We start from the raw sequence: 17,790 nt of genomic DNA, 5'->3' as shown, positions 1-17,790 counted from the left end.
GAGATGAAGGGGCGGGTTAGGCCCCTTCAATAGCCCTGTTCGCGATCAACCAGATGCAAGAAGGGTTCACCCTGCTCTCCGCGCCGGATGTTCTCGCAGATCACTTGTGCGGCGGTCACGGGGCGGGTTTCCGAGGCGATATGCGGGGTGACCGTGACGTTGGGATGGGTCCAGTAGGGGTCGTCGGATGGCAGCGGCTCGGTCCGGAACACATCGAGCGTCGCGTGCCCGACCTGCCCGCTGTCGAGCGCTGCCAGCAGAGCGGCATCGTCAATCAGCGGCCCACGGCCCGGATTGATGATCCGCGCCCCGCGCGGCAGCAGCGCCAGCGTCTCGGCTCTCAACGTGTTTTCCGTGGCCGGTGTGCTGGGCAGCAGGAGCACCAGTATCTCGGCCGCGGTCAAAACCTGGGTCAGCCCCTCGCTGCCGTGCAGGCAGGTGATGCCGGAGACGTGCCTTGGGGATCGGCTCCACCCCGTGACCTGGAAACCGAGTGCCGACAGCGCCAGCGCCGAGGCCTGTCCCAGGGCCCCCAGTCCCAGAATTGCCACCGACCGTTCGCTGGCCAGCGGCGGCACGTCCTGCCGCCATTCGCCTTTTAGGCCGTGGATATGGGCATCCATTCCCAGATGGTACCGCAGGACATGTCCGACCACCCATTCCGTCATACCCTGGGTCAGGCCATGATCGACCATACGGGCAAGCGGGACGGTCAGTGTCATGTTTCCCGCGATGCTTTCCACCCCGGCCCACAGGCTCAGCACGGCCTTGAGGCGGGTATAGGGTGTAAAGTCGCTAAGGCCGCCATTTGGGGCATAGACGACATAGTCGACCTCTTCGGGCGGGAATTCCGTGCGCAGGTCGAAATCGATACCCAACTCACCAAGATAGGTTGAAAGAAGCGGCTCATAGACCGGCCACAGCGCAGGACGCGCGGAAAAGAGTACGTTTACGGCCATTTGGGATCCTTTTCGGGGTCAGCGTGGTCGGTGAATATGGGCGCTGTGTACAAGACCAAAGGCCACCATCAGCACCAGCATGGCCGAACCGCCGTAACTGACCATGGGCAAGGGCACGCCTACGACTGGGGCCAGTCCCATCACCATCGACATATTGACCGCGAAGAACAGAAAGAAGTTCAGGGCGATCCCCATCGTGACCAGAGACGAGAACCGGTCGCGGGTGGCGAGTGCGGTGACGATGCAGAAAACGATGATCAAGGCATAGAGCGACAAAAGCGAGAAGCCGCCAATGAAACCGAATTCCTCGGCCAGCGTGGTAAAGATGAAATCGGTGTGTTTCTCGGGCAGGAAGTTCAGCCGCGATTGAGTGCCTTGCATGAACCCCCGCCCGGACCAGCCGCCCGAGCCCAAGGCGATCTTGGACTGTGTGATGTGATATCCGGCGCCAAGCGGGTCGGAGGAAGGATCCAGGAACGTGTCGATGCGGCGGAACTGATAGTCTTTCAGCAACTGCCAGTCGGTGCCGCGGCTTTTGAAAACAGCGGTGATCAGACCCACGCCAGCCGCGATAACCGCCGCGAAATAGGCCCAGTGGACACCGGCAAGAAACATCAACCCGCCGCCCGCCGCCAGCAGCAGGATCGCTGTACCAAGGTCGGGCTGTTTCAGAACCAGCCCGGTGGGCACAAGGATGATCAGGACCGGGATCAGAACCCACAACGGGCGCGACGTCTTCTTCCCGGGAAGCCAGTCGTAATAGGCCGCCAGCAGCATCACCAGCGTGATCTTCATCAACTCGGACGGTTGCAGGCGCATGAATCCAAGGTCGATCCAGCGCTGGGCGCCCATGCCGACCGCGCCGAAGAGCTCGACGAAGACGAGAAGCAGCAGCGAGATGCTGTAGGCGACAACCGCCATGTTGCGCCAGAACCAGATCGGAACCAGCGCCACGACGGTCATCACCGCAAGTCCCACGGCAAACCGTTTGATCTGGGGTTCCGCCCACGGGCTGAACGACCCGCCGGCCACCGAGTAGAGCATCAGGAAACCAACGGATGCGACCGAGATCAGCAGCAGCGTCAGCGGCCAGTTCATGTAGAGAATTTTGCGCAGGCCCGAGGGCGTGGATTTGACCGAATACTCGAGATAACTCATGCGCGGTCCTTGTCTTCAGGCTTGGCGGCAGGGCGCAACTCGCGTTGCAGCCTCTCCTGCTGGGCGGAAACACGGCTGCGGTCCTTGGCGGGGTAGGCTTCCAGCGGGGGAAAGCCATCGTACAACGCCTGGAGGATGATGTCGCGGGCAATCGGTGCCGCAGCGGCCGAGCCGCCGCCACCATGCTCCACAACAAGCGAGACGGCGTATTTCGGCTTGTCGAACGGGGCAAAACAGACAAACAGCGCGTGGTCGCGGCGCTCCCACGGCAGATCTTCGTTCCGGATCACACCGGCGGCCCGCTCGGCGGCGGTGATGTTTCGCACCTGGCTGGTCCCTGTCTTGCCCGCCATGCGGAATTCGTCGGTCAGGATGCGGCTGCCATAGGCCGTTCCGCGCCGGTCGTTACTGACCGAGTACATCGCGCGCCGGAGCTTGCGCAGGTTGTTCTGGTTCACGGCCATCGGCTCACCGGCGCCTGAGGGCTGTTCGACCCCGTCGATCGACTTCACCAGGCGCGGGTCGACCTTACGCCCGGTGGCGATGCGGGCGGTCATTACGGCCAGTTGCAGCGGAGAGGCGAGCATATAGCCCTGACCGATCGAAGAGTTGGCGGTGTCGCCGATCAACCAGTCCTGCTTGTGGACCCGGGTTTTCCAGTCCTTGTTCGGGGTCAGGCCGCGCGCGACCGCAGACATCGGGATATCGTGCTTGATCCCCAGACCGAACTCCTGTGCCATGGCCGAGATCTTGTCGATGCCCACCTTGAGGGCAACGTCGTAGTAATAAACGTCACAACTCTGCTTGAGCGAGTTTTCCAGGTCCACATGGCCGTGACCGCTACGTTTCCAGCAATGGAACCTGCGACCGCTGACCTCAAGGTACCCCGGGCAGTACACCGTATCCTCGGGCCCCAGCAGACCGGCCTCCAGCGCAGCCATCGCCGTGATCATCTTGAAAGTCGAACCCGGCGGGTAGGTCCCCTGAACCGCCTTGTTGGCCAAAGGCCGATACGGGTTTTCGGTCAGCGAACGATAGTCCGCGATCGAGATGCCGCGCACGAAGAGATTCGGGTCGAAACTGGGGGCCGAGGCGATTGCGCGCAAGTCGCCCGTGTCGCAATCAATGACCACTGCCGCGGCGCTTTCGCCGCCAAGGCGCGCCTGGACATAGGCCTGCAACCGGGTATCCACCGACAATTGCAGGTCCGCACCGGGCTGTCCCTCGCGCCGGTCCAGTTCCCGCATCACGCGCCCGGTGGCATTGACCTCGACCCGCTTGGCGCCGGCCTTTCCGCGCAGCAGGTCCTCTTGCTTGGCTTCCAGTCCGACCTTGCCGATCTGGAAACGGGGGATGCGCAAGACCGGCTCCGGGTCTTGCATCTGGCTCAGGTCATAGTCGCTGACCGGTCCGACATAGCCGACGACATGGGCGAAATCGCCCCCTTGCGGATAGACGCGGGTCAATCCGACCTCGGGCGTGATTCCGGGCAACGCCGGCGCGTTGACCGCAACTTTCGAGATGTCTTCCCAGCTGATCTGGTCGGCAAGGGTCACCGGAAGAAACGGAGGCGAGCGGCGCATTTCCGTCCGCGCACGTTCCAGTTCCTCGGGGTCCAGCGGGATGAGCTGTTGCAGATTGGCGATTACCTTTTCGACATCGCCCGCATCCTCGCGCACGATGACAACCCGGTACGAGGGGGTGTTTTCCGCAATGATCCGTCCATTACGATCGAAAAGCTCGCCGCGGGTCGGTGGAATCAGGCGGATATTGATCCTGTTTTCTTCGGCCAACAGGCGGAACTGATCGGCTTGATCCACCTGCATGTATCGCATTCGGGCGGCCAGCCCACCGATAAACGCCGCCTGAAGCCCGCCCAGCAGCAACGTTCGGCGGGTCATGGTGCGATGCACCTTGTCCAGATCGCGGGGCGAGCGTCTCATCCTAACGGGCTCCCAATGCTTCGGCATCTGCCGGTGCCAGTCGGCGCACACCAAACAATGTTTGGCTGGCGGCCACGACCAGTGGATAAACCCCGATGGTCAGCAGCACCTGTGTGGTAGACAGAAAGAAAGGTGCGCGCTCTACCGCTGTCAAGGTGAGGGCCAGGCGATAAGACAATGCAAGTCCGATCAACATTATCGAGACCGATATCCATTCCCCGACAAACCCGGTTTCGCCCTGTCCCGCCAGCCGCCCGCGCAGGAACACTGTTGCCGCCACGCTCAGTGCGGACAGCAAGCCTGGGGGGCGCAGCAGCAACAGATCGGCCAAAAGCATGACCAGCGCGATGAGGAATACCGGCACATAATCAGGGCGTCTAAGCGCCCAGGCCAGCGTCAATGCGATCAAAAGATCGGGACCTGCCCAAAATCGGGGTAATGTATCGAGCGGCAACAGTTGAAAAAACAGGATCGTCAAGCTCAGACCGACGTAGACCACGCGCATGGTCCAGATCCGGGATGGCGACAGGCTATCCATCGGTCCCCTCCCTCGGGGCCTCGGGCGCCTGTTGCGGCGGCAGTTCCGGGCCAACGATTCCGCCGTGGTCTTCCACTTTTTCCGTCCCGTGATGGCGCAGAACCCGCAGGAATTCCAGGCGTTCGTAATCGGCCGACAACCGGACGCGGAGCCGCCCCGAAGGATCCTCGGCGACCTGTCCGACAAGAAGCCCGGCAGGGAAAACGCCTCCGTCGCCGGATGTGACCACCCGGTCTCCGGGGCGCACCATCTCTCGGTTTTCCAGGAAATCGACCACCGGCGCCGGGCTGTTGTCGCCGACGGCCAGCGCGCTCTGACCGGATGGCTGGATCGTGACGGGGATCGCGCTTGCCGCATCGGTCAACAGTATGACACGCGCGGTGTTCCGGCCGACGCCGGAAATCCGGCCAACCAGCCCGATCCCGTCCATGGCGGCCCAGCCGTCGACGATCCCGTCGCGCGCGCCCACGTTCAACAGCACCGATTGCCGAAACGGCGAACCGCTGTCGGCCATGACCACGCCGGTGACAAAGGTCAGCCGGGGATCAAGGCGGACATTGTTCAAATCCAGAAGCCGCGCGTTCTCTTGCTCCAATTGCAGGGCGGCTTCTTTCCAGGCCCGCATCTGCCGCAGCTCGCTGCGCAGTTCGCGGTTCTGCTCGCTCAGCCGCTGATAGCTCTGGAAATCGCGAACCAGATTGATCAGGCCGGTAACCGGGGTCATGGCCCAGTCCATCGAGGGAACCACCGTATCGACCACCTGTGCGCGAAAGCGCTCGACCCGGGGGCTGTCAATTCTCCAGACCAGGAAGATCCCGATCAGGCACAACAAGATAACCCCGAGAAACAAGCGGCGCAGGGGGGCGAAATAATCCTCTCGCTGTGAGCGGTCCTTGGCCACGAAGCTCTTCTCCGGTGCGTAAACAGCCGCCTCAAGGCGACCCATGTCCCTGGATCGTGTCCCGGAATCTGCGCGCCTTAGCTGTCGTAGTCAATCGCGTGGCGCAGTTGCTTTTCATACTCCAGCGCCTTGCCGGTGCCGAGTGCGACGCAATTCAGGCTTTCGTCGGCGATCGAAACCGCCAGCCCGGTCTGTTCACGCAGGGCCAGATCCAGATCGCCAAGCAGCGCGCCGCCGCCTGTCAGCATGACGCCCCGGTCGACGATATCGGCGGCCAGATCGGGCGGCGTGGTTTCCAGCGCGGTCATCACCGCCTCGCAGATCTGCTGCACCGGTTCGGCCAGCGCCTCGGCCACCTGGGCCTGGCTGATCTCGATCTCCTTGGGCACGCCGTTTAGCAGGTCGCGACCCCGGATCAGCATCGACTGGCCGCGCCCGTCATCGGGCATGCGCGCGGTGCCGATCGAGGTCTTGATGCGCTCGGCGGTGCTTTCGCCCACCAGCAGGTTCTGCTGACGGCGCAGATAGCTGATGATCGCCTCGTCCATCCGGTCTCCGCCGACGCGGACCGAGCGGGCGTACACGATGTCACCCAGCGACAGCACCGCGACCTCGGTGGTGCCGCCACCGATATCGACAACCATGTTGCCAGTCGGGTCGGTGATCGGCATGCCGGCCCCGATGGCCGCTGCGATCGGTTCTGCGATCAGGCCCGCGCGGCGTGCGCCGGCGCTCAGCACCGATTGACGGATGGCGCGTTTTTCCACCGGGGTGGCGCCATGGGGGACGCAGACGATGATCTTGGGTTTCGAGAAGGTCGAGCGTTTGTGCACCTTGCGGATGAAATGCTTGATCATCTCCTCGGCGGTGTCGAAATCGGCAATCACGCCTTCGCGCATCGGCCGGATCGCCTCGATGCTGCCCGGGGTCCGGCCCAGCATCAGTTTGGCATCCTCGCCCACGGCGAGAACCTTTTTGACCCCGTCCTTGACGTGATAGGCCACCACCGAAGGTTCCGACAGGATTATACCACGCCCCTTGACGTAGACCAGCGTATTGGCGGTTCCCAGGTCGATGGCCATGTCCGCAGCGAACAGACCACTCAAATTGTCAAAGAACCCCATTGCGGTTGATCCTGCTCTTCTCGATTGTTGCGATTGCCCGCGACTCGACGGCTCGGGGCCGAATGACTTATAGGGCGCGGACGCAATGTGGAAAAGGGCCGAATCCGGCTCAATCAGCGCCAATCCGCCACGGAACGGCGGGCAAGACCAATTAAAGGGACGAAATGCTGTCGTATCAGCACATTTACCATGCCGGAAACCTGGCCGATGTGCAGAAACACTCTGTTCTGGCGGTGGCGCTCGACTATCTGACCCGCAAAGACAAACCGATGGTCTATCTCGAATCCCATTCGGGCCGCGGGCTTTACCACCTGGACGCGGAAGAGGCGGTCAAGACCGGCGAAGCGGCGGCCGGAATCGCCAGGGTGCAAAATGAGAACTGGTTCGCGCCGGAACATCCCTTGGCCCGTGTCCTGCACAAGGTGCATCAGGCCCATGGGGCCGAGGCATATCCCGGGTCGCCATTGATCGCCGCGCATCTGCTGCGTCCCGGCGACAAGCTGCACCTTGCCGAATTGCACCCGCAGGAACGTAGGGCCCTTGAACACGCAATGGGCCAGTTTCCGGCGCGCATCTATCCGCAGGACGGGTTCGAGATGGCCCAATCGCTGCTGCCGCCCACCCCAAGGCGGGGAATGCTGCTGATTGACCCAAGTTATGAGCTTAAGAACGATTACGAGCGGATGCCCGGAATCATCGGCCGCCTGCACCGCAAATGGAATGTCGGCGTTATCGCGCTTTGGTACCCGATTCTAGCCGATGGTCGCCACAAACCGATGCTGTCCGCGCTTGAACGGCTGGGCCTGCCGGGCGCCCTGCGTCACGAGGTCCGTTTTCCGCCGGTTCGCGAGGGGCACAGGATGGTCGGGTCGGGCATGTTTCTTGTCAATGCGCCCTTTGGGTTGACAGAGGAAACGGCAAGACTTTCGGCGCTGTTCTCGCGACTGTGACACGGCGCAGGTTTGCAGGAGGTCAAGGGGCGCCTCAATAACCTCATCGCACGGATGGCCGACACTGTTAAACCACGCGACGGCAACATGCATTACTATTCTCGACCGCCGTGTCTGTCAGGCCGACACAAGGTTGACCGCCGCCGACCTTTCTTCGGATGCCTCTATTCTGTGTCGACCCCGCGCATTCCAGGCAATGGAAACGTTTGGAAGTGCGGCATCTTCTAGTCTACTATCATTTTCGGGGAGGGACCCGATGGATCGAAAACTGGCAGCTGTTCTGGCGGCGGACATGGTGGGCTATAGCCGACTCATGGAGACCGACGAACAAGGCACACTTGCGCGGTTGCGGACCCACCGTATCGAACTGATCGATCCGTCAATTACTCTTAACCGGGGCAAGATCATCAAGACGACGGGCGACGGGATGCTGGTCGAGTTTTCCAGTGCCCGCGATGCGGTTGCCTGTGCGGTCGAGGTGCAGACACGCATGTGTCGACGCAACATGGATGTCCCCGAGGACCGGCGCATCCGGTTTCGCATCGGCGTCAATCTGGGCGATATCATCTGCGAGGACGGAGACATCTTTGGCAGCGGCGTCAACGTCGCCGCCCGTCTGGAGCAAATGGCAGGCGTAGGCGAAGTGCTGGTCTCCTCGGCGGTGTATGATCAGGTCTGCCGGCAGATGGAACTTCAGTTCCAGGATATGGGCGAATTGTCCCTCAAGAATCTCAGCCATCCCGTGCGCGCCTATCGCGTCGCACTGGAGCTGCCATCTATCCCGTCAACCATGTCTCAGGGATCTGACGCGGAACAGACCAAGGTGGTCAAGCCGACGATCGCCGTTCTGCCCTTTGCCAATATGAGCGGGGATCCGGAACAGGAGTTCTTTGTCGACGGGCTGACCGAAGATGTCCTGACCGAGCTCAGCCGACGACACGAGCTGTTCGTGATCTCCCGCAACTCCAGCTTCGTCTACAAGGGAAAGGCGGTGAACCTGCGCGAAGTGGCCGAAAAACTGGGTGCGCAATACATCGTCGAAGGCAGTGTCCGAAAGGCCGGAAACCGCCTGAGAGTCACCGTGCAGCTGATAGACAGCGACCGTGACACCCATATCTGGGCCGAGCGCTATGACCGGGAAATGGACGATATCTTTGCCATTCAGGACGAGATCACAGCCGCGGTGGTTGCGACACTGCCGGGCCGGATCGAGGCGTCGAAGACGGATCAGATCGCGCGCAAGAAGCCATCGAACCTGGCGGCCTATGAATGCGTATTGGCCGCAAAGGTGCTGCACCACCGCAGCACGCCCACCGACAACGAGGAGGCGATCCGCCTGATCGACCGGGCCATCAGCCTTGATCCCGAATACGCACATGCGCATGCGTGGAGCGGGTGCATTCGGGGCCAGGCCTGGGGCTATGGATGGAGCGACGATCCCGCCGACATGCTGGCACAAGCCGAAGTCGCCATCAGGAAAGCGGCCGAGCTGGACGACAACGATGCCGATGTCCATCGCCTGATGGCCGCCATCCAGATCATGCGCAACGATTTGGGCAAGGCCCGGTACCATCAGGAACGCGCCTTGTCGCTCAATCCCAATTACGACCTTGTTGTTGTGCAGATGGGAGAGCTATTGACCTGGATGGGCCAGCCCGAGGAGGGTGTCGAATGGATCGAAAAGGCCATGCGGCTCAATCCGCACCATCCCGCCCGGTTCTGGAGCCATTTGGGCAAGGCGCATTTCTGCGCCCGCAACTATGATCAGGCGATCGACGCATTCCATCACCTGGGGGCCTTCGACGTCTTGCAGAATGTATTCCTGGCCGCATGCCATGGGTGGCGCGGCGACGAGGCCGAGGCCCGCCGCCATGCCGATCTGGTCCTGGCCTCTCAACCGCAATTCAGCGCCGGGGAATTTCTGTCCATGACCCATTATGGCCGCGACGAAGATCGCGACCATCTGCGCGAGGGAATGGCGCGCGCCGGACTGCCATAAGGCGCGGGCCCGCAGGGCGGGCCCGGCGCTTCAGGTCAGATCCTTGTAGCTGATTTCCCGCGTATCCGCGCCGGGGCCGGCCTTTTCCCGGCGCACCATCAAGCGGTTGAGCGCGTTGATATAGGCCTTGGCGCTGGCCACCACGGTGTCGGTATTGGCCGACTCGCCGGTGGCGATCATGCCGTCCTCTTCCAGACGCACGCTCACGGTCGCCTGGGCATCCGTGCCCTCGGTCACCGCATGCACCTGATAGAGTTGCAGATGCGCCTCGTTGGGATGCAACGCGCGGATCGCCTTGAAGCTGGCGTCCACCGGCCCGTCGCCATGCGCGGTGGCGCTGACATCCTTGCCGTCGATCTCCATCTCGACCGTGGCTTCGGCCGGGCCGCCAGTGCCGCAGATCACTTTCATCGACACCAGTTGCAGATGGTCCTGTTCGGCATTCTCGCCCGACCGCATCAGCGCGATCACATCGTCGTCGAACACCTCTTTCTTGCGGTCGGCCAATTCCTTGAACCGCACGAAGATGTCCTTGAGCTGGTTATCGCCCACCTCGTACCCAAGGTGTTCCAGCTTGTCGCGCAGCGCGGCGCGCCCCGAATGCTTGCCCAATGGCAGCGAGGTGCCGGAAAGGCCGATATCCTCGGGCCGCATGATCTCGAAATTCTCGCGGTTCTTCAGCATCCCGTCCTGATGGATGCCGCTTTCGTGGGCGAATGCGTTCTTGCCCACGATGGCCTTGTTGAACTGTACCGGAAAGCCCGAAACGGTTGCCACCCGGCGCGAGATCGCCATGATCTTGGTGGTGTCGATGCCTGTGTGCCATGGCATGATGTCGTGGCGGGTCTTCATCGCCATGACCACTTCCTCCAACGCCGTGTTACCGGCGCGTTCGCCCAACCCGTTGATCGTGCATTCGATCTGCCGGGCACCACCGGCCACGGCGGCCAGGCTGTTGGCCGTCGCCATGCCCAGGTCGTTGTGGCAATGGGTGGCAAAGATAACCTGGTCGGCGCCGGGCACTGTCTCGATCAGGCGGCGGATCAGGCTCGCCGACTCCTCGGGCGCGGTATAGCCGACGGTATCGGGGATGTTGATGGTGCTGGCACCCGCCTTGATGGCGATCTCGACCACCCGGCACAGGTAATCCCATTCCGTCCGGGTCGCATCCATCGGCGACCACTGCACGTTTTCGCAGAGGTTGCGGGCGTGGCTGACCGTTTCATGGATCTTCTCGGCCATTTCATCCATGGTCAGGTTGGGAATGGCCCGGTGCAGAGGCGAGGTGCCGATGAACGTATGAATGCGGTTCTTCTCGGCGTGTTTCACCGCCTCCCAGCAGCGGTCGATATCGGCAAAATTGGCCCGCGCCAGCCCGCAGATGCGGGCATTCTTGGCGCGGCGGGCGATCTCGCTCACCGCCTTGAAATCGCCTTCCGAGGCGATGGGGAATCCGGCCTCGATAATGTCCACGCCCATCTCGTCGAGCATCTCGGCGATCTCGAGCTTTTCGGTATGGGTCATGGTGGCACCGGGGCTCTGTTCGCCGTCGCGGAGCGTGGTGTCGAAAATCAAGACGCGGTCTTGGTCGGTCGCATGTGTCATGGGATGTGTCTTTCCGTATCTGTCCTAAGCCTGATGGCGCGCAAGCCTCCTCCTCTGAGCGGGCGCGCCGATGGGCACGCTCAGAGGCGGATTAGGATCAGTAGACCACGCAGAGCAGCGCCACGAATGGCGGTGCTGGTCAAAAGGATATCTGCGCGGTTGATCATGACGAGAGGTTATACAGGCCGCATCGCGAATGGAAAGGGTGAAAATGTCCGGGCGGAAACTCTGGCCGATCATGTTGATCGCCATTCGTTTCCCGCTAGCTGACGAAGCATGGAAAAAGCGCTTGTCATAGGGGCCTCGGGCGGGATCGGTGCTGCGGTTGCGGCTCAACTCGATCGGCTGGGGGTCATGGTCACCCGGGTATCCCGGTCAGCCGATGGGTTCGACCTCACCGACGACCATGCCGTTGCAACGCGATTGAAGGGGCTGGATGGTCCGTTCGATCTGGTTTTCGTGGCCACGGGGGCATTGGAAATCGGCGAAAATCGGCCCGAAAAATCGCTGCGCGCGATTTCGGCGCGCGCCATGCTCGATCAGTTCGCGCTGAACGCGGTTGGTCCGGCCCTGGTGCTGCGCGAGGCGTCACGGCTCTTGCCACGAGATCGCCGCGCCGTCTTTGCTGTTCTGTCGGCCCGGGTTGGGTCCATTGAGGACAACCGTCTGGGTGGCTGGGTCAGTTACCGGGCGGCAAAGGCAGCACTGAACCAGATCGTTCGTACCGGCGCCATCGAGCTGGCGCGCAGCCACAAGCAGGCCATATGCGTCGCATTGCATCCCGGCACTGTGGCGACCGCGTTTACCGAGCGTTATCTGGGCCGTCATCCCGCTGTCCCGCCAGATCAGGCGGCATCGAACCTTTTGAGAGTGATTGATGGCCTGACGCCCGAACAGACGGGCGGATTCTTCGATTGGGCGGGAAAGGAAATCCCGTGGTGAACCGTCTTATCCTGGTTTTGGGAGATCAACTGAGCGAAAGCCTGTCGGCGCTTGCGTCGGGGGACAAGGCCAAAGATCTTGTTGTCATGGCCGAGGTGACCGCCGAGACAGAGTATGTCCGCCATCACCCCAAGAAAATCGCTTTGGTGCTGGCCGCCATGCGCAAATTCGCCGACAGGCTGCGCGCCTTGGGATGGACCGTGGCCTATACGCGACTGGATGATCGGGAAAACGGTGGGTCGATACCCGCGGAACTCTTGCGACGGGCCGACGAGACCGGTTCGAGAGAGGTTCTTGTGACCACGCCGGGGGAGTGGCGTCTGATCACGGCACTACGCGATTTGCCCCTGACGGTGCAGTTCCTGCCGGATGAACGTTTTGTGTCCCGCGGTTCCGACTTCCGGCGCTGGGCCAAGGGGCGAAAACAGTTGCGCATGGAGTGGTTCTATCGCGACATGAGGCGCAAGACCGGCCTGTTGATGGACGGGGACCAGCCCGCCGGCGGAAAATGGAACTATGACGCGGAAAACCGCAAACAAGCACCGAAAGACCTGGCTTTCCCGGACCCCATGCGGTTTGAACCCGACGCAATAACCCAAGAGGTTCTGGCCCTCGTCGCAGACAGGTTTGGCCAGAACTTCGGCACCTTGCATCCTTTCTGGTTTGCAACCGATCACGCTCAGGCACGCGTGGCGCTGGATCATTTCATATCACAGGCCCTGCCGCTGTTCGGCGACTACCAGGATGCAATGTTGTCGGGGCAGCGGTTTCTCTACCATGCTGCCATTTCACACTATCTGAACATCGGCCTGCTGGAGCCATTGGAGGTTTGCCAGGCCGCCGAGGCGGCCTGGCAGCAGGGCAAGGTTCCGCTGAACTGCGCCGAGGGTTTCATCAGGCAGATTATCGGCTGGCGGGAATTCGTGCGCGGCATCTACTTTCTCGAAGGCCCGGAGTACACCTCGCGCAACCTACTGGACCATCATCGCGATTTGTCGCCACTTTATTGGGGGGCGGAAACGCGCATGCATTGCATGGCCGAGGCTATTTCACAGACACGGGAGGAAGCCTATGCCCATCACATCCAGCGCCTGATGGTCACGGGGAACTTTGCCCTGCTTGCGGGCGTGGACCCGCAGAAAGTTCACGAATGGTATCTGGCGGTCTATGCCGATGCTTGCGAATGGGTCGAGGCCCCCAATACGCTGGGCATGAGCCAGTATGCAGATGGCGGTGTCGTTGCCTCCAAACCCTATGTGTCGAGCGGGTCTTACATCAACAGGATGTCAGACTACTGCGGTCAATGTTCCTATGACGTAAAGGCCAGAACGGGCGTGCAGGCGTGTCCTTTCAACCTGCTTTACTGGCATTTCCTTGACAGGCATCGCGACCGGTTCTCCGATAATCCCAGAATGGGCAACATGTATCGGACATGGGACCGCATGGAGGATACGCACCGGCAAACGGTTCTTGCCGACGCCGATACGTTTCTCTCGAGACTGGATGCGGGTGAAACGGTCTAGCCGCCTGATGCGGCCGGTGCCGCCTCTTTGCGGTTCAGGGCGCCATTGTCCCAGTTGCCGGTCTCTTCCTGGCCGCTGGCGTATTTCATGGTGCCTTCGCCCTGACGCTTGCCATTGCGGAAATGGCCCTCGTAGACATCGCCATTGGCATAGGTGGCCACGCCCAACCCGCTGATCTTGCCGCCTTCCCACTGGCCCTTGTAGCGGAAGCCATCGGCCATCACGATCTCGCCATCGCCTTCTCGCTGCCCGTTCACATATTGGCCGGTATAGACCGAACCATCCGGATAGGTCGCCTTGCCCTGGCCATGGCGAACGCCATCCTGCCAGCCGCCTTCATAGCGATATCCATCGGCATAGGTCATGACACCCTGGCCATGGTTGCGCGCGTTCTTGAACTCGCCCTGATAGACAATTCCATTGGCATAGGTGGCCGTGCCCGTGCCTTCGATCACGCCCGCGACCCAATCGCCCTCATAGCTCGATCCGTCGGGATAGGTGATCTTGCCCTGGCCATCGGCCAGGTCGGCGCGGAAATTGCCTTCGTAGACCGAGCCGTCGGGATAGGTCACACGCCCCTGACCTTCGATCTGTCCGGCAACCCAGGCACCGGTGTAGACGTAGCCGTCGGTGCCGGTAAAGGTGCCCTGTCCTTGGCGCCGGTCATCGGCGAACTGGCCTTCATAGATATCGCCGTTGGCATAGATGACCTTGCCCATCCCCTGACGGCGCCCGGCCACCAACTCGCCTTCGTAGACGTCGCCATTGGCCTGCGTCAGCGTTCCGGTCCCGTTGATCTGGCCATCGGCCCAGAGCCCGACATAGACCAGCCCGTCGGGCAGGGTCAGCTTGCCCTCTCCATGACGCTGACCCGCCAGGATCTGACCTTCGTAGATCGCGCCGTCGGGATAGGTGATCTTGCCGATCCCCTCTTTTTCGCCATCCACCCAGTCGCCGTCATAGACATAGCCGCCGGGGCTTTGCATCACGCCTTTGCCGTGGTGTTTCGCATCGCGAAATCCGCCTTCGTAGCGGACACCGTTGGCATAGGTGGCGACACCCTGGCCATTGATGACGCCGTCGCTCCACTCACCCTCATAGGTGCCGCCATCGGAAAAAGTGATCTTGCCCATACCCTCGGGTTTACCCTTGACGAACTGCCCCTCATAGACGGACCCGTTCGGAAACCGCGCGACACCCCGGCCGCGGATTTCTCCATCGACCCACTCGCCCGCGTATTCATAGCCGTTGGGCAAACGGTATGTGCCGGTGCCATGCTGAAGCCCACCCCGGAACGTACCCTCGTAGACGCCCCCGATATCATCCTGCGTCGTCAGGACCTGCACGTCCTGCGCAACTGCAACCTGTGAGACAGCCATTGCCGTAACGAAAGCGATACGTCTGGGGATCTTGGTCATTCCTGTGCCTCTGTCTGCCTTGTCGGCCGTCTGATGCTGTGCGGCACGGCAAAATTACGGCAGGCTTAGGGCAGGAGCAATGTCTTTTGGCGCATTTGGCTTTCCCTCGCGCGTCGATCTGGTAAATCGGCTATCCGAGGGACAGGCTGAGAGGGCAAGATGGCCGGGCGTTTCCGAATAACTTTGGCGCAACTCAATCCGACGGTCGGTGATCTGGCCGGCAATGCGGCCAAGGCCAGACAGGCCTGGGCGCAGGGGCGCGATGCGGGGGCGGACCTGATTGCGCTGCCTGAAATGTTCATCACCGGGTACAACACCCAGGATCTGGTGCTGAAACCGGTCTTTCACGATGCCGCGATCGAGATGATCGAGGCGCTGGCCAAGGAATGCGCCGACGGCCCGGCCCTGGCCATCGGCGGCCCCTGGGTCGAGGACGGCAAGCTCTATAACGCCTACCTGATCCTCAAGGGTGGCAAGATCGCCAGCCGCTCGCTCAAGACCCACCTGCCCAATGAAACCGTGTTCGACGAGGTGCGCATCTTCGACGCCGGTCCGTTGGGCGGACCCTATTCGGTGGGCAACACCCGCATCGGCAGCCCGATCTGCGAGGATGCCTGGCACGAGGATGTGGCCGAGACCCTGGCCGAGACCGGGGCCGAGTTCCTGCTGGTCCCCAATGGCTCGCCCTACTTCCGCGACAAATACGACGTCCGGGTCAATCAAATGGTGGCGCGGGTGGTCGAGACCGGGCTGCCGCTCATTTATCTCAACATGGTGGGCGGTCAGGACGATCAGGTGTTCGATGGCGGCACCTTTGGCCTCAACCCCGGCGGCGCGCTGGCGTTCCGCATGCCGGTCTTTGACGAGACCGTGGCCCATGTCGATCTGGAACGCGGGCCCGAAGGCTGGCGCATCGCCAAGGGCGAGATCGCGCCGCTGCCCGATGCCTGGGAGCAGGATTACCGCGTGATGGTCGAAAGCCTGCGCGACTACATGCGCAAGACCGGTTTTTCTAAGGTTTTGATGGGCCTCTCAGGCGGCGTCGATTCCGCGCTGGTGGCGGCGATCGCCACCGATGCGCTGGGGGCCGAAAACGTGCGCTGCGTGATGCTGCCATCGGAATACACCAGTGCCGAGTCGCTGGCGGATGCCGAGGCCGTGGCGCAGGCGCTGGGCGTGCGCTACGACTATGTGGCGATCTCGGAAAGCCAGGCGGCAGTGACCAATACGCTGGCGCCGCTCTTTGCCGGGACCGAGCCGGGCCTGACCGAAGAGAACATCCAGTCCCGCCTGCGCGGCCTCTTGCTGATGGCGCTCAGCAACAAGTTTGGCGAGATGCTGCTGACCACCGGCAACAAGTCCGAGGTGGCGGTGGGCTATGCCACCATCTATGGCGACATGGCGGGCGGCTACAACCCGATCAAGGATCTCTACAAGACGCGGGTGTTCGAGACCTGCCGCTGGCGTAACGCCAACCACCGGCCCTGGATGATGGGACCGGCGGGCGAGGTGATCCGGCCTTCGGTCATCGACAAGCCCCCCAGCGCCGAGTTGCGCGCGGATCAGAAGGACAGCGACAGCCTGCCGGATTATCCCGAGCTGGACGCGATCCTCAACATTCTGGTCGATCAGGACGGCTCGATTGCCGATTGCGTGGCCGCAGGGTTCGACCGCGATGTCGCCCGCCGGGTCGAGCATCTGATCTATATCAGCGAGTACAAGCGGTTCCAATCGGCCCCCGGTGCCCGGCTGACCCCGCGCGCCTTCTGGCTGGACCGGCGCTATCCCATCGTGAATCGCTGGCGCGACCCGAGTTGATGCCGTCATGCGAACAATGGAGCCGGGGCAGACGGGATTATCCCCGGTCTCAACTCGATTTGCGGCGAATTTGACCCAAATGTGACATTTTCTGGGCGTCGGGTGCGTGATGATGGCAAAATCGCCAAAGTTACCGCCCTTTGCCCGCAAGCCGGGCGCAAATCAGGGCGATGGATACTCGTATCTGGGATGTGTGCCATGTTGAATCCTCTGAATGCCCCCCCGCAAAGGGTGGAAATGCTCAAATCGCCTCCGCGCGAATTCGACGAAGCCAAAATAGATCAGGTAGTTCAAGAAGTTATGCGCGAAGAAGCAGCCAAGCCCAAGGTCAAGCCGCGCAAGACCCTGCCAGAGATTGCGCCCGCCGTGCCAATGCGGGAACAGGGCGAGGGCGGCACCAAACGCAAACCACGCTATCAGCCAAAGTTCCGCCACTCGGCCGCGATTCTGGCCCTGGCGCTGATGATCGGTTGGCCCTGGGTGCTGCCGACCTTGTTGGGGCTTGCGATTCTGCTGCCGGTGATTGCCTGTCTGACGCTGGGGTATGATCGCATTTGCAGGGCCGTCGTGGCTGCCTTCGCCCGGTTTTACCGGTTCAGCCCGGCTCAGGCAGAGGCGTTGCGCCGCTGGGCAATGCGCCGTGTCGCCGGATTGGAGCGGCTGCTGGCGCGTCTGCCGGATCGTTGGACCGCCGGGCTCTATCTGCCGGATTTTGGACCCACACCAGACAGGTCCGACAGGATGCAGCAGGATCCGTTCGAAAGAATTCGCATGGACCAGGCCGAAATCTGACCCAGGCGCAATATCGGAACAATTCCCTTTGCTGCCATAATTCAGCCCGAATGGTGCCCGATTTGCCTTTTTAAAGTCCATATAGGCAAGCGAAGACCATAAAAATGGCGGTTTTGCCCG

14 protein-coding genes are annotated in these 17,790 nt (G+C 61.9%); 6 read left to right on the top strand and 8 right to left on the bottom strand.

All coding sequences use genetic code 11. From position 1 onward, the window contains the following. Window positions 1-26: 26 nt before the first annotated feature. From G0P99_RS09200 to G0P99_RS09175, 6 genes are all read right to left on the bottom strand, one after another. Window positions 27-959: a glyoxylate/hydroxypyruvate reductase A gene (locus tag G0P99_RS09200; RefSeq protein WP_164129078.1), complete on the bottom strand. Its 933-nt coding sequence runs from the start codon at window positions 957-959 to the stop codon at window positions 27-29. Window positions 960-977: 18 nt separating this feature from the next. After that, the gene (gene rodA / locus G0P99_RS09195; protein WP_164129077.1) at window positions 978-2,117 is read right to left on the bottom strand and encodes a rod shape-determining protein RodA; all 1,140 of its coding nucleotides are present in this window, start codon (window positions 2,115-2,117) and stop codon (window positions 978-980) included. Next, window positions 2,114-4,060, bottom strand: coding sequence for a penicillin-binding protein 2 (gene mrdA, locus G0P99_RS09190; protein ID WP_164129076.1), 1,947 nt, complete (start codon window positions 4,058-4,060; stop codon window positions 2,114-2,116). Before mrdA ends, rodA begins: the two co-directional genes overlap by 4 nt. A 1-nt stretch (window position 4,061) precedes the next feature. Continuing rightward, on the bottom strand, window positions 4,062-4,598 hold the full coding sequence (locus G0P99_RS09185) for a rod shape-determining protein MreD (RefSeq protein WP_164129075.1): 537 nt from the start codon (window positions 4,596-4,598) through the stop codon (window positions 4,062-4,064). Then, window positions 4,591-5,499, bottom strand: coding sequence for a rod shape-determining protein MreC (gene mreC / locus G0P99_RS09180; RefSeq protein ID WP_164129286.1), 909 nt, complete (start codon window positions 5,497-5,499; stop codon window positions 4,591-4,593). Before mreC ends, G0P99_RS09185 begins: the two co-directional genes overlap by 8 nt. Before the next feature lie 77 nt (window positions 5,500-5,576). After that, complete coding sequence (locus tag G0P99_RS09175) at window positions 5,577-6,623, bottom strand: rod shape-determining protein (protein WP_011046181.1); 1,047 nt, start codon at window positions 6,621-6,623, stop codon at window positions 5,577-5,579. Window positions 6,624-6,787: 164 nt separating this feature from the next. Here G0P99_RS09175 and G0P99_RS09170 point away from each other — a divergent pair, with 164 nt between their 5' ends. Beyond that, on the top strand, window positions 6,788-7,573 hold the full coding sequence (locus tag G0P99_RS09170) for a 23S rRNA (adenine(2030)-N(6))-methyltransferase RlmJ (protein WP_164129074.1): 786 nt from the start codon (window positions 6,788-6,790) through the stop codon (window positions 7,571-7,573). Window positions 7,574-7,829: 256 nt separating this feature from the next. Then, window positions 7,830-9,572, top strand: a complete 1,743-nt coding sequence (locus tag G0P99_RS09165) for an adenylate/guanylate cyclase domain-containing protein (RefSeq protein WP_164129073.1) — start codon at window positions 7,830-7,832, stop codon at window positions 9,570-9,572. Window positions 9,573-9,602: 30 nt separating this feature from the next. Here G0P99_RS09165 and G0P99_RS09160 read toward each other — a convergent pair whose 3' ends face one another. Then, window positions 9,603-11,177 (bottom strand): 2-isopropylmalate synthase, encoded by a 1,575-nt coding sequence (locus tag G0P99_RS09160; RefSeq protein WP_164129072.1) that lies wholly within the window; start codon window positions 11,175-11,177, stop codon window positions 9,603-9,605. Between the two features lie 276 nt (window positions 11,178-11,453). Between G0P99_RS09160 and G0P99_RS09155 the strand changes: the two genes are divergently transcribed. Both G0P99_RS09155 and G0P99_RS09150 read left to right on the top strand, forming a co-directional pair. Further along, window positions 11,454-12,119 carry an SDR family NAD(P)-dependent oxidoreductase gene (locus G0P99_RS09155; RefSeq protein ID WP_164129071.1) on the top strand — a complete coding sequence of 222 codons (666 nt, stop codon included), beginning with the start codon at window positions 11,454-11,456 and terminating at the stop codon, window positions 12,117-12,119. Then, entirely contained in the window at window positions 12,116-13,642 is a 1,527-nt protein-coding gene (locus tag G0P99_RS09150; protein ID WP_370462741.1) for a cryptochrome/photolyase family protein, read from the top strand. The genes G0P99_RS09155 and G0P99_RS09150 overlap by 4 nt, the downstream gene beginning before the upstream one ends. Here the strand turns inward: G0P99_RS09150 and G0P99_RS09145 are convergent. Continuing rightward, window positions 13,639-15,060, bottom strand: coding sequence for a 2-isopropylmalate synthase (locus G0P99_RS09145; protein WP_164129069.1), 1,422 nt, complete (start codon window positions 15,058-15,060; stop codon window positions 13,639-13,641). The genes G0P99_RS09150 and G0P99_RS09145 overlap by 4 nt on opposite strands. 159 nt (window positions 15,061-15,219) lie before the next feature. Between G0P99_RS09145 and G0P99_RS09140 the strand changes: the two genes are divergently transcribed. Next, complete coding sequence (locus tag G0P99_RS09140) at window positions 15,220-16,878, top strand: NAD+ synthase (RefSeq protein ID WP_164129068.1); 1,659 nt, start codon at window positions 15,220-15,222, stop codon at window positions 16,876-16,878. Window positions 16,879-17,178: 300 nt separating this feature from the next. Next, a complete protein-coding gene (locus G0P99_RS09135; RefSeq protein ID WP_164129067.1) occupies window positions 17,179-17,670 on the top strand; it encodes a hypothetical protein in 492 nt (163 codons plus the stop codon). The last annotated feature ends 120 nt before the right edge of the window (window positions 17,671-17,790 follow it).

This window comes from Ruegeria sp. PrR005, assembly GCF_010500245.1.
Lineage (GTDB): Bacteria > Pseudomonadota > Alphaproteobacteria > Rhodobacterales > Rhodobacteraceae > Ruegeria_B > Ruegeria_B marisflavi.
The sequence above is the reverse complement of the archived record's forward strand: the minus strand, read 5'-3'. Positions and strand labels throughout refer to the sequence as shown.